This window comes from Micromonospora marina (assembly GCF_900091565.1).
GTDB classification, from domain to species: domain Bacteria; phylum Actinomycetota; class Actinomycetes; order Mycobacteriales; family Micromonosporaceae; genus Micromonospora; species Micromonospora marina.
Window position 1 is genome coordinate 69,742 of record NZ_FMCV01000009.1, and the last position, 12,264, is coordinate 82,005.

The 12,264-nt window shown below is 74.8% G+C and carries 10 protein-coding genes; 7 read left to right on the top strand and 3 right to left on the bottom strand.

Features of this window, described 5'->3' with window-relative positions; genetic code table 11:
* The first annotated feature begins 26 nt into the window (after positions 1–26).
* Positions 27–1,712 (top strand): glycosyltransferase family 39 protein, encoded by a 1,686-nt coding sequence (locus GA0070215_RS13150; RefSeq protein ID WP_091045755.1) that lies wholly within the window; start codon positions 27–29, stop codon positions 1,710–1,712.
* Positions 1,713–1,716: 4 nt separating this feature from the next.
* Here the strand turns inward: GA0070215_RS13150 and GA0070215_RS13155 are convergent, their stop codons facing one another.
* Entirely contained in the window at positions 1,717–2,934 is a 1,218-nt protein-coding gene (locus GA0070215_RS13155) for a hypothetical protein (protein WP_091045758.1), read from the bottom strand.
* Between the two features lie 114 nt (positions 2,935–3,048).
* On the opposite strand from GA0070215_RS13155, the gene GA0070215_RS13160 reads away from it, so the two are divergent.
* The 6 genes from GA0070215_RS13160 to hutH are packed head-to-tail and all read left to right on the top strand — an operon-like array spanning position 3,049 to position 10,850.
* The gene (locus GA0070215_RS13160) at positions 3,049–3,894 is read left to right on the top strand and encodes a MurR/RpiR family transcriptional regulator (protein WP_091045763.1); all 846 of its coding nucleotides are present in this window, start codon (positions 3,049–3,051) and stop codon (positions 3,892–3,894) included.
* A gap of 12 nt (positions 3,895–3,906) precedes the next feature.
* Positions 3,907–5,556 (top strand): urocanate hydratase, encoded by a 1,650-nt coding sequence (gene hutU, locus GA0070215_RS13165; RefSeq protein WP_091045767.1) that lies wholly within the window; start codon positions 3,907–3,909, stop codon positions 5,554–5,556.
* Between the two features lie 11 nt (positions 5,557–5,567).
* Positions 5,568–6,788, top strand: coding sequence for an allantoate amidohydrolase (locus tag GA0070215_RS13170; protein WP_091045776.1), 1,221 nt, complete (start codon positions 5,568–5,570; stop codon positions 6,786–6,788).
* A complete protein-coding gene (locus GA0070215_RS13175) occupies positions 6,785–8,149 on the top strand; it encodes a formimidoylglutamate deiminase (RefSeq protein ID WP_167361516.1) in 1,365 nt (454 codons plus the stop codon). Before GA0070215_RS13170 ends, GA0070215_RS13175 begins: the two co-directional genes overlap by 4 nt.
* Complete coding sequence (hutI, locus tag GA0070215_RS13180) at positions 8,149–9,315, top strand: imidazolonepropionase (RefSeq protein ID WP_018786674.1); 1,167 nt, start codon at positions 8,149–8,151, stop codon at positions 9,313–9,315. The genes GA0070215_RS13175 and hutI overlap by 1 nt, the downstream gene beginning before the upstream one ends.
* Positions 9,312–10,850 carry a histidine ammonia-lyase gene (hutH, locus tag GA0070215_RS13185; RefSeq protein ID WP_018786675.1) on the top strand — a complete coding sequence of 513 codons (1,539 nt, stop codon included), beginning with the start codon at positions 9,312–9,314 and terminating at the stop codon, positions 10,848–10,850. The genes hutI and hutH overlap by 4 nt, the downstream gene beginning before the upstream one ends.
* Positions 10,851–10,913: 63 nt before the next feature.
* On the opposite strand, the gene rdgB is transcribed toward hutH, so the two are convergent.
* The gene (gene rdgB / locus GA0070215_RS13190) at positions 10,914–11,531 is read right to left on the bottom strand and encodes an RdgB/HAM1 family non-canonical purine NTP pyrophosphatase (protein ID WP_018786676.1); all 618 of its coding nucleotides are present in this window, start codon (positions 11,529–11,531) and stop codon (positions 10,914–10,916) included.
* Positions 11,528–12,256, bottom strand: coding sequence for a ribonuclease PH (gene rph, locus GA0070215_RS13195; protein WP_026268199.1), 729 nt, complete (start codon positions 12,254–12,256; stop codon positions 11,528–11,530). Before rph ends, rdgB begins: the two co-directional genes overlap by 4 nt.
* Positions 12,257–12,264: the final 8 nt, after the last annotated feature.

The following is a 12,264-nucleotide window of genomic DNA, read 5'->3' on the forward strand; positions in this document are numbered from 1 at the left end:
GAATGACGCTTTGATACCGTCTCGCCGTGTCCGTGGCACGCCCGGCCTTCTCCCCCTCGCCGGCGCCCGCGTCGGCGACGCCGGTTCCGTCGCGGCCGGGCACGCCGGCTGCGGTCGTCGCGCTCGCGTGGGACCGGCTGAGCCGGTCCCCGTACTGGTCCGTCGCGGGCCTGCTGGTCGCGCTGGGCGCCGTGCTGCGGCTCCGGCAGTGGGCGTACGCGCGCAGCTTCTGGAGCGACGAGCTGTACGTGGCGCACAACATCCGGGAGCGCGGCTACCTGGACCTGTTGCAGCCGCTGGCGTTCAGCCAGTCGGCGCCGCCCGGCTGGCTGTGGCTGGAACGGTTCGCGTTGGAGCAGTTCGGCGACGGTGAGCGGGCGCTGCGGCTGGTGCCGCTGCTGTTCGGGCTGGCGCTGCTGCCGCTCGTGGCGTGGCTCGGCCGGGCGCTCCTGCCGCCGCTCGCCGCGCTGGCGGCGCTGCTGCTGGTCGCCGTCGCACCGTTCCTGATCGGCTACTCGAACGAACTGAAGCAGTACAGCGCCGAGGCGTTCGGCGTCACGCTCGTGGTCGGGCTGGCGCTGCTGCTGGTGCGCACCGGCCCGACCTGGGCCGGGTCGGCGGTGTTCTGGTCGGCCGCGGCGGTCACGGCGTTCGTGAGCACCCTGTCCATTCCGGTCACCGGCGCGCTCGGCGTGCTGCTCGGCGGGTACCTGCTGTCCCGCCCGGACCGGCGGTGGGCGGGCGGGTGCCGGGACCTGGGCCGTTTCCTCGCCCCGGCGCCCGCCTGGGGCGCGGTCGCGCTCGTGGTGTACGTGCTCTTTCTGGCGCCGGGACTGGCCGATCCGCAGCTCGCCGCGTACTGGCGGGCGAAGTCGATCTATCCGGCGCGTTCGCTCACCGACCTGGCCGCCACAGTGGAATGGCTCGCCGCGACGTACCGGAGTCTCGCCACGGTGCCGTTCGTGGCCTGGTCGGCCTGGGTCGTCGTACCGCTGCTGGTGCTGGGCACGGCCGCCGGGCTACGGCGGCTCTCCGCCGTGGCGGTGCTGGTCCTGCTCACGCCCCTGGCGGCCGGGCTGGCCGGCGCGGCGGTGTCGGTCTACCCGTTCAACGGGCGGCTGGCGCTCTACGCGGTGCCCGCGTGCCTGCTGCTCGCCGCGCTCGCCGTCACGCCCCCACCGCTGCGGGCCGGCCTGCCCGCCCGGATCCGGTGGGTGGTCGCGGTGGTGCTGCTGCTCGCGCTCGCCGTTCCGCAGCTGGCCACCGCAGTGGTGGCCACAGTGCATCCGGCGCGGGCCTTCGCCCAGGGCGGCGGCGCGAACGCGGTCGACTACCGGGACGCGCTGCGCCACCTGGACGACAGGCGCCGCCCGGGTGACCTGGTGCTGGCCACCACCGTGTCGTGGAACGCCCAGGCGTGGTACGGCCCACCGACGGACGCCTACGTGGTCGCGGCCGGTCCCGGCGGCTGCCCGAAGCAGAGCGTGTCGACGCTGCTGCCCGGACGGTCCCGGGTCTGGTTGTTCCAGGCCACCGACTGGGCCGACGGGGCGAACCGGGATGTCATCGTCCGGCTCGGCGGCAGCGGCGTGGCGGTCGCCGAGCGGCAGTTCAGCGGAGCGCGGGTGGTCCGCTTCGACCTGGCCGCGGGCGTCACCAAGGGCAACGACGTCTGCCTCGTGCCGCCACCGAACGGCGCGGCTGTCCGTTAGCCGCCTAGCTGTGCCGCTGCCAGAGGTCGCGCAGCGCGTCCCAGTTGCCGCCGAGTCCGGCGCCGCAGGGCGTCTCCATGTAGATCGCGCTGGTGTTGTCGTCGCGGCCCCACCAGATGCCGCAGACCGGGCGGCCGTCCTGGCCGTTGCCGGCGTACTCGACGTAGCTGCCCTGCGCCCCGCTGACACCGCCGGTGGCCGGGCCGGCCTCGCGCATGCCCGGCGCGAGCGCGCGGCCGATGATGCCCATCTGCTGCCGGAAGGCGCGCGCCGCCTCCTTCTTCTCGGCCGACTCGTACTCGGCGAAGTGCAGCGACACACCCAGGTAGCGGCAGAAGACGTGCTGCTTCTCGCCCGCGGCGAGTCCGGGGCCGCTCTTCTCGGTGTTGATCGCGCAACCGCCCAGCGCGTCGAGCCACGGCTCGGCGATCGGCATCAGCGCGGCGTCGAACTTCGCCTTGTTCAGCGACTGCTGGGTGGCCTCGTAGAGCGCCGGGGAGGCGCTGGCCGCCGGAGTGGACGGTTCGCCGCCGTCGGCGAGCGACCGCCCGGCCAGCAGCCCGGCGCCACCGGCCAGCACCGCCGCCATGACCACGCCACCGATCCACAGGCCGGTACGGCTCTTGGGCGGGCGGGCGACCGGGGCGATCCGGGGGCCGCCGGTCGGGACGAGCGGGTCCGGGGCGGTGGCCTGCGCCGGGATCGCCGGCACCGGCATGCCCGGCGACACCGGCATGCCCGGCGACACCGGCATGCCGGGTGACAGGGGCGCGCCGGACGAGACGGGTGCGCCGGAGACCGGCTGCTGCGGCGTCATCGCCCACGGCTGCGCGCTCCACGGCAACTGCGGCGACGAGACCTGCTGCGGCGGTGCGGACACCGGCGGGGGCGGCGGCAGGAGATCGCCGGTGGCGGTGCGCTGGTAGTCCATGCCCAGGCTGCGGAACAGCCGCTCGGCCGCACCGTCCTCGTCGGAGGGGTACGCCACCCAGGGCTGGCCGGCCGCGAAGTCGGAGTTCACGTACCGGTACCCGCCGGGCGTCTGGGCCAGCACGTTCGCCGCGTTAGTGAACGCCTCGCGCCAGCGCTGGTCACCGGCGGCGGCGCCGTCCAGGACGGCCACGGTCAGCGCACGGTCCTGCCCGTCGAGCGCGGCCCAGGCCCTGCCGACCTGGCACTCGCCCAGCACCTCGGTGAACCTGTACGGACCTTCCGGCTGCATGCCCCACTCCTCTGCTCACCCGCCGTGCGGATAGTACAGAGAGCACGCTCATCAGACCTCTCTGCGGTCGGGCCACCCTTGCGTTCTGAAAGTTTTCATGCATAGAGTCGCGGGGTGAATAAAAGCGGTGCGGCCGCCCCCGACCGCCTGCTCGACCTGTTCCACGGCGTACGGCTCACCCCGACCCAGCGACGCATCGCCCACTGCCTGGTGCGGCACGCGGGCGCGGCGGCGTACCTGTCCGCCGCCGAGGTGGCCGAGCTGGCGGGCGTCAGCCAGCCGTCGGTGACCCGGTTCGCCATGGCGCTCGGGCACGACGGCTACCCCGCGCTGCGCCGCCGCCTGCGGGAACTGACCGTGACCGGGTCGGCCGGACCGGCCGCCGGCAACGCACTGCAACGGGCGGTGCACGCCGAGCGGGACAACCTCGACCGGCTCGCCGCGCAGCTCGCCGACGCCGGCCGGGTCGCCGAGGTGGGGAAGCTGCTGGCGGCCAGCCGTCCACTTCCGGTGCTCGGACTGCGCGCCGCCGCGCCGCTCGCCGCGTACTTCGCCTACTTCGCCGCGAAGGTGCACCCGGACGTGCGGGTGCTCGACGACGGCGGCAGCATGCTCGTCGACCGCCTGGACCAGGCGGTCGCGTCCGGCGCGACGGCGATGCTCGCGTTCGTGCTGCCCCGCTACCCCCGCGAGACGCTGGAGGCGCTGCGCGAGGCCCGGAACGCCGGGCTGACGGTCGTGGCCATCACCGACTCGCCGGTGAGCCCGGCCACCGAGCACGCCGAGGTGGTGCTGCCCGCCGCCGTCGGCGCCGACCTGGTCTTCGACCTGCACACCGCACCGATGACGCTGGCCATGGTGGTGCTCCAGGCGATCTGCGACGCCGCACCGGCCGAGACCCAGAACCGGCTCGAGGCGTTCGAGTCGTCCGCCGCCCGCCGCCAGTTGTTCCTCGGCTGAGAGGAGTACGAGATGCACCAGCCCGTCCGCGCCGCCCGCGGCACCGCACGCACCGCGAAGGGGTGGCCGCAGGAGGCCGCCCTGCGGATGCTGATGAACAATCTCGACCCCGAGGTGGCCGAGCGCCCCGAGGACCTGGTGGTCTACGGGGGCACCGGCAAGGCGGCCCGGGACTGGCCGTCGTACCACGCACTGGTGCGCACGCTGACCGAGCTGCGCGACGACGAGACGATGCTCGTGCAGTCGGGCCGCCCGGTCGGGGTGATGCGCACCCACGAGTGGGCGCCGCGTGTGCTGCTGGCCAACTCCAACCTGGTCGGCGACTGGGCCACCTGGCCGGAGTTCCGCCGCCTGGAGTCGCTGGGCCTGACCATGTACGGGCAGATGACAGCCGGTTCCTGGATCTACATCGGCACCCAGGGCATCCTCCAGGGCACGTACGAGACGTTCGCCGCCGTCGCCGCCAAGCGCTTCGAGGGCACGCTCGCCGGGACGCTGACGCTCACCGCCGGATGCGGCGGGATGGGCGGGGCGCAGCCGCTCGCGGTCACCATGAACGGTGGTGTCTGCCTGATCGTGGACGTGGACCGGGCCCGGCTCCAGCGGCGGGCCCACGACCGCTACCTGGACGAGATCGCCGACTCGCTGGACGACGCGGTCGAGCGGGTGCTCGCGGCGAAGCGGGACCGGCGGGCCCTCAGCGTCGGCGTGGTCGGCAACGCCGCCACCGCCTTCCCGGAGCTGCTGCGCCGGGGCGTCGAGATCGACATCGTCACCGACCAGACCAGCGCGCACGACCCGCTGTCGTACCTGCCGGAGGGCGTTGACCTCGCCGACGCGCGGGACTACGCGGCGGCCGAGCCGGCCGAGTTCACCGACCGGGCGCGGGCGTCGATGGCGAAGCACGTGGCGGCGATGGTCGGCTTCCTGGACGCGGGCGCCGAGGTCTTCGACTACGGCAACTCGATCCGGGGCGAGGCCGAGCTCGGCGGGTACGAGCGGGCGTTCGACTTCCCCGGGTTCGTGCCCGCGTACATCAGGCCGCTGTTCTGCGAGGGCAAGGGCCCGTTCCGCTGGGCCGCGCTGTCCGGCGACCCGCGCGACATCGCGGCCACCGACCGGGCGATCCTCGACCTGTTTGCGGAGAACGAGTCCCTCGCCCGGTGGATCCGGTTGGCCGGCGAGCGGGTCGCGTTCCAGGGCCTGCCGGCGCGGATCTGCTGGCTCGGCTACGGCGAGCGCGACCGCGCCGGGGTGCGATTCAACGAGATGGTCGCCTCCGGCGAGCTGAGCGCGCCCGTGGTGATCGGCCGGGACCACCTGGACTGCGGCAGCGTGGCCAGCCCGTACCGGGAGACCGAGGCGATGGCCGACGGCTCCGACGCGATCGCCGACTGGCCGCTGCTGAACGCGCTCGTCAACACCGCCAGCGGCGCGTCCTGGGTGTCCATCCACCACGGCGGCGGCGTCGGGATCGGCCGGTCCCTCCACGCCGGCCAGGTCTGCGTGGCCGACGGCAGCGACCTCGCCGGGCAGAAGATCGAGCGGGTGCTCACAAACGACCCGGCGATGGGCGTGATCCGGCACGTCGACGCCGGCTACGACGACGCGCGTGAGGTCGCCGAGCGTACCGGCGTCCGCGTCCCGATGACCGAAGCGTAAGGAAGGGCCCCTTGTTAACGCATTCTGCATTGAAAGGGTCCCTTCCTAACCGGTTCCGGGAGCTGTGGGACGAGATCGCCCCGATCGGGCGGGACGCCGGCAGCGGCGGCTACCTGCGCTACGCGCTGACCGAACCGGAGCGCACGCTGCGCGCCTGGTTCCGGGAACAGGCCGACCGGCGGGGCATGCCGGTCGCGCAGGACGGCAACGGCAACCTGTTCGCCTGGTGGGGCGACCCGGCGGCCGGGGACGCCGTGCTGACCGGCAGCCACTTCGACTCGGTGCCGCACGGCGGCGCGTACGACGGTCCGCTCGGCATCGTCAGCGCGTTCCTCGCCGTGGACGAGCTGCGGGCCGCGGGCGTCACAGCGGACCGGCCGGTGGTGGTGGCCGCGTTCGTGGAGGAGGAGGGCGCGCGGTTCGGCGTACCCTGCCTGGGATCGCGGCTGCTCACCGGCGAGATCGACGTCGACCGCGCGGCCGGGCTGCGCGACCAGGCCGGGACGACCTTCGCCGAGGCGCTGGGCGAGCAGCCCGCGGGCGCCGATCCGGCGCTGCTCGGCCGCTTCGCGGCCTTCGTGGAGCTGCACGTCGAGCAGGGCCGCGCGCTCGTCGACCTGGACGCGCCGGTCGCTGTGGCGTCGGCGATCTGGCCGCACGGACGGTGGCGGTTCGACTTCACCGGCGAGGGCAACCACGCGGGTACGACCCGGATGGCCGACCGCCGCGACCCGATGCTCACCTACGCGTTCACCGTGCTGGCGGCCAACAAGGAGGCCCGGCTGCGCGACGCGCACGCCACTGTGGGCCGGGTGTCGGTCGAGCCGAACGCCACGAACGCGATCCCGTCCCGGGTCACCGGCTGGCTGGACGCACGGGCGGCCGAGGCGGAGACGCTGTACGGTCTGGTCGAGGCGGTACGCACCAAGGCCGCCGACCGGGCCGGCCGCGACGGAACCGCGCTGACCTGCACCCAGGAGTCGGCGACCCCGCTCGTCGCGTTCGACAGAGGGCTGGCCGACCGGCTGGCCGCGCTGCTCGGCGCGCCGGTGCTGCCCACCGGCGCCGGGCACGACGCGGGGGTGCTGGCGGCGCACCTGCCCACCGCGATGCTGTTCGTGCGCAACCCGACCGGGGTGTCGCACTCCCCCGCCGAGACGGCCACCGACGCCGACTGCGCCGCCGGGGTGGCCGCCCTGGCCCGGGTGCTGGAGGAGCTGGCATGCCGCTGACCCGCTGGCTGGCCGAGTACGCCTGGCTGCCCGATCGCGCCGAGCCCACCCGGGACGTGCTGATCGAGGCGACCGACGGGCGGTTCACCGCGGTCACCCCGCTGACCGTGGACGGTCCACCGGCCGCCGGGGTCGAGGTGCTCGGCGACGCGATCCGGCTGCCCGGCCTGACGGTGCCCGGCCTCGCGAACGCCCACTCGCACGCGTTCCACCGGGCGCTGCGCGGGCGCACCCACGACGGGCGCGGCGACTTCTGGTCCTGGCGCAGCCTGATGTACGCCGTCGCGATCCGGCTCGACCCGGACTCCTACCTGGCGCTGGCCCGCGCCGTGTACGCGGAGATGGCGCTGTCCGGGATCACCTGCGTGGGCGAGTTCCACTACCTGCACCACGGTCCCGGCGGCACCCCGTACGACGACCCGAACGCCATGTCCGCCGCGCTCGTGGAGGCCGCCGCGCACGCCGGGGTCCGGCTCACGCTGCTGGACACCGCCTACCTGGCCGGGGGCGTGGACGGCGCGCCGCTGGCCGGGCCGCAACGGCGGTTCGGTGACGGTGACGCGCTGCGCTGGGCGCAACGGGTGGACGCGTTCCGCCCGGCCGACGAGCACGTCCGGCTCGGCGCGGCCATCCACTCGGTGCGGGCGGTCCCGGCCGAGCAGCTCGCCACGGTGGCGGGCTGGGCCGACCGCAACGGGCTGCCGCTGCACGTGCACCTGTCCGAGCAGCCGGCCGAGAACGACGCCTGCCGGGCCGTGCACGGGTGCACCCCGACGCGGCTGCTGGCCGACCACGGCGTGCTCGGCCCGCACACCACCGCCGTGCACGCCACCCACCCGACGGCCGCCGACGTGGCGCTGCTCGGCGACAGCCGTACCCGGGTCTGCGTCTGCCCCACCACCGAACGCGACCTGGCCGACGGGGTCGGCCCGGTGCGCCGGATGGCCGACGCGGGCAGCCCGCTGAGCCTCGGCAGCGACAGTCACGCAGTGGTGGACCTGTTCGAGGAGGCCCGCGCGCTGGAGATGGACGAGCGGCTGCGCACCCGCAGGCGGGGGCACTTCACGCCGGCCGAGCTGGTCGACGCCGCCACCGTCGGCGGGCACGCCACGCTGGGCTGGGGCGACGCCGGCCGGCTCGCCGTCGGGCAGCGGGCCGACCTGGTCACGGTACGGCTGGACAGCGCCCGCACCGCCGGGGTACCGCCGGTCGGCGCGTTCTTCGCGGCCACCGCCGCCGACGTGACGAGCGTCGTGGTCGACGGCCGGCCCGTCGTGGACGGCGGCCGGCACCTGACCGTGGACGTGCCCACCGAGCTGCGGGACGCGATCGCCGCGGTCACCGCCGAGGAGGACTCGTGATGCGCGGCAGCCTGCTCGTCGACCACATCGGCGAGCTGGTCACGAACGACGGCCGCGACGGCGACCCGCTGGGCGTCCGGCGCGACGCCGCCCTGCTGATCGAGGACGGGCAGGTGGCCTGGTTCGGGCCGGCCCGCGACGCACCGGCCGCCGACCGACGCGTCGACGCCGGTGGCGCGGCGGTGCTGCCCGGCTTCGTGGACAGCCACGCCCACCTGGTCTTCGCCGGTGACCGGGCCGCCGAGTTCGCCGCCCGGATGGCCGGCGAGCCCTACACCGGCGGCGGCATCCGGACCACCGTCGGCGCCACCCGCGCCGCCTCCGACGACGACCTGCGCGCCACGGTGGGCCGGCTGCGCGCGGAGATGCTGCGGCAGGGCACCACCACCGCCGAGATCAAGAGCGGGTACGGCCTCACCGTCGCCGACGAGGCCCGCTCGCTGCGGATCGCCGCCGAGTTCACCGAGGACACCACGTTCCTCGGCGCGCACGTCGTCCCCGCCGAGTACGCCGACCGCCCGGACGACTACGTCGGCATGGTGTGCGGGCCGATGCTGGCCGCCGCCGCGCCGTACGCCCGCTGGATCGACGTGTTCTGCGAGCGGGGCGCGTTCGACGCCGACCACGCGCGGGCGATCCTCGCCTGCGGGCAGGCGGCAGGTCTGGGTGTGCGGCTGCACGCCAACCAGCTCGGTCCCGGGCCGGGCGTGCGGCTCGGCGTGGAGATGGGCGCGGCGAGCGTCGACCACTGCACCCACCTGACCGACGCCGACGTCGGCGCGCTCGCCGGTTCGGAGACGGTCGCCACGCTGCTGCCGGGCGCCGAGTTCTCCACCCGGTCGCCGTACCCGGACGCCCGGCGGCTGCTCGACGCGGGCGTGACGGTCGCGCTCGCCACCGACTGCAACCCCGGCTCCTCGTACACGTCGTCGATGCCGTTCTGCGTCGCGCTCGCCGTACGCGAGATGCGGATGACCCCGGCGGAGGCGGTGTGGGCCGCGACCGCCGGCGGGGCGGCGGCCCTGCGCCGCACCGACGTGGGCCGGCTGACCCCCGGGGCGCGGGCCGACCTGATCATCCTCGACGCCCCGTCCCACCTGCACCTGGCCTACCGGCCGGGAGTGCCACTGATCCGCCAGGTCCTGCACAACGGAGTACCGCGATGACCACCGTCACCATCCTGTCCACCGGCGTCACAGCCGCCGACGTGCTCGCGGTGGCCCGCGGCACCGCGAAGGTCGTGCTCGACCCGGCCGCCACCGAGGCGATGGCCACCTCCCGGTCCATCGTGGACGGCATCGAGGCGGCCGGCCGCCCGGTGTACGGCGTCTCCACCGGCTTCGGCGCCCTCGCGAACACGTTCGTCGCCCCGGAACGCCGGGCCGAGCTGCAGCACGCGCTGATCCGCTCGCACGCCGCCGGGGTCGGCGCGCCGATGCCGCGCGAGGTGGTACGCGCCATGATGCTGCTGCGGGTCCGCTCGCTGGCGCTCGGGCGCTCCGGGGTCCGCCCGCTGGTCGCCGAGGCGCTCGTGGACCTGCTCAACCACGACGTCACCCCGTGGGTGCCCGAGCACGGCTCGCTCGGCGCGTCAGGCGACCTGGCGCCGCTGGCCCACTGCGCGCTGGTGCTGCTCGGCGAGGGCTGGGTGCTCGGCCCGGCCGGTGACCGCGTTCCGGCCGTCGACGTGCTGCGCCGGGCCGGGCTGAAGCCGGTGTCGCTCGCCGCCAAGGAAGGGCTGGCGCTGATCAACGGCACCGACGGCATGCTCGGCATGCTGCTGCTGGCCGTCTCCGACGCCCGGCACCTGTTCGCCATTGCGGACGTGACGGCGGCGCTCGCAATCGAGGCGATGCTCGGCTCGGAGCGGCCGTTCCTGCCGGAGCTGCACGCCATCCGCCCGCACCCGGGGCAGGCCGCGTCGGCGGCGAACATCCACCGGCTGTTGCAGGGCTCGGCGGTGATGGACTCGCACCGCGACGACCTGGCACACGCGGTGCAGGACGCGTACTCGATGCGCTGCGCCCCGCAGGTGGCCGGCGCGGCCCGGGACACGCTCGACTTCGTCGAGGTGGTGGCCGGGCGGGAGCTGCTGTCGGTGGTCGACAACCCGGTGGTGCTGCCGGACGGGCGGGTCGAGTCGACCGGCAACTTCCACGGCGCGCCGCTCGGCTTCGCCGCCGACTACCTGGCCATCGCCGCGGCCGAGGTGGGCGCGATCGCCGAGCGCCGGGTGGACCGCCTGCTGGACGTCACCCGCTCCCGGGAGCTGCCCGCGTTCCTGTCGCCGGACCCCGGGGTCAACTCGGGCCTGATGATCGCCCAGTACACCGCCGCCGGGATCGTGGCGGAGAACCGCCGGCTCGCCGCGCCCGCCTCGATCGACTCCCTGCCGACCAGCGGCATGCAGGAGGACCACGTCTCGATGGGCTGGGCGGCCACCAAGAAGCTGCGCACCGTGCTGGACAACCTGACCAGCCTGCTCGCGGTGGAGCTGCTGGCGGCCGTACGCGGGCTCCAGCTCCGCGCGCCGCTGACGCCGTCGCCGGCCGGGCGGGCGGCGTTGCACGCGCTCGGCGGCGCCATCGGCGAGCCGGGACCGGACGTGTTCCTCGCGCCGCTGATGGAGGCCGCACGCGAGGTGGTACGCGGCCCGGAGCTGCGCGCGGCGATCGAGCGGGAGATCGGCCCGCTCGGCTGAGCGGCCGGTCCGGGCACCGGGCCGACGCTGCGGCCGGGCGTCCGGCCGCGGCGTCGAGAGCGGTCAGGCGGCGGGCGGGAGCACCTTTGCGACCAGCTTGGCCAGCTCCCGCAGCGCCTTGCCACGGTGGCTGACCGCGTCCTTCTCCTCGGGCGTCAGCTCCGCGTTCGTCCGCTCCTGCCCGTCGCCCAGGAAGACCGGGTCGTAGCCGAAGCCGCCGTCGCCGCGCGGCGCGCGCAGCAGCCGGCCGGACTGGCGGCCGTCGACCAGGTGCTCCTTGCCACCCGGCAGCACCAGCGCCACGGTGCAGACGAACGCGGCGCCCCGGTGCTCGTCCGGCACGTCGGCGACCTGGTCCAGCACGAGCTGGAGGTTGGCGTGATCGTCGCCGTGCCGGCCGGACCAGCGGGCGCTGAACACGCCAGGCATGCCGTTGAGGGCGTCCACCGCCAGACCGGAGTCGTCGGCGATGGTCGGCAGGCCGGTACGCCGGCAGCCCTCCCGTGCCTTGATCAGCGCGTTCTCGCCGAACGTGAGGCCGGTCTCCGGCAGCTCCGGATACTCCTCGACGTCGTCGAGCCCGAGCAGGGCGATCCGGTGCGCGCCGAGCGCGCCGTCCAGGATCCGCTGGAGTTCGACCAGCTTCTTCCGGTTCCGGGTGGCAAGGAGGACCTTGTTCATGACGAGAGCGCCTTCCGCTGCGCGTCGGCCAGTTCCAGACAGCCCGCCACGCCCAGGTCGAGCAGCGCGTCGAGCTGGTCGCGGGCGAAGACGCCCGCCTCACCGGTGCCCTGCACCTCGACGAAGTCGCCGGTGCCGGTGCAGACCACGTTCATGTCGACCTCGGCGGTGACGTCCTCGGCGTAGCAGAGGTCGAGCATCGGCTCGCCGCCGATCACGCCGACGCTCACCGCCGCCACCGAGCGGTGCATCACCTTGTCCACCTTGCCGGCCAGCGCCTTGCGCTCGGCCAGCCAGGTCACCGCGTCGTGCAGTGCGACGTACGCGCCGGTGATCGCGGCGGTCCGGGTGCCCCCGTCGGCCTGGAGCACGTCGCAGTCCAGCACGATCGAGTTCTCGCCGAGCGCCTTGAGGTCGACGCAGGCGCGCAGGCTGCGGCCGATCAGCCGGGAGATCTCGTGCGTGCGCCCGCCGACCTTGCCGCGGACGCTCTCCCGGTCCGAGCGGGTGTTCGTGGCCCGGGGCAGCATCGCATACTCGGCGGTCACCCAGCCCAGCCCGGAACCCTTGCGCCAGCGGGGCACGCCCTCGGTGACGCTTGCCGTGCAGAGGACCCGGGTCGCGCCGAACTCGACGAGCACCGATCCCTCCGGGTGGGTGCTCCAGCCTCGGGTCAGGGTCACCGGTCGGAGTTGGTCGGGCTGCCGCCCGTCAGGTCGCGCCATGCCTGCAC

What these genes read in the sequence shown, in the direction of transcription:
- GA0070215_RS13155 (WP_091045758.1), bottom strand. Translation starts at nt 2,934, where the DNA reads ATGCAGCCGGAAGGTCCGTACAGGTTCACCGAGGTGCTGGGCGAGTGC.
- hutU (WP_091045767.1), top strand. Translation starts at nt 3,907, where the DNA reads ATGCACCAGCCCGTCCGCGCCGCCCGCGGCACCGCACGCACCGCGAAG.
- hutI (WP_018786674.1), top strand. Translation starts at nt 8,149, where the DNA reads ATGCGCGGCAGCCTGCTCGTCGACCACATCGGCGAGCTGGTCACGAAC.
- hutH (WP_018786675.1), top strand. Translation starts at nt 9,312, where the DNA reads ATGACCACCGTCACCATCCTGTCCACCGGCGTCACAGCCGCCGACGTG.
- rdgB (WP_018786676.1), bottom strand. Translation starts at nt 11,531, where the DNA reads ATGAACAAGGTCCTCCTTGCCACCCGGAACCGGAAGAAGCTGGTCGAA.
- rph (WP_026268199.1), bottom strand. Translation starts at nt 12,256, where the DNA reads ATGGCGCGACCTGACGGGCGGCAGCCCGACCAACTCCGACCGGTGACC.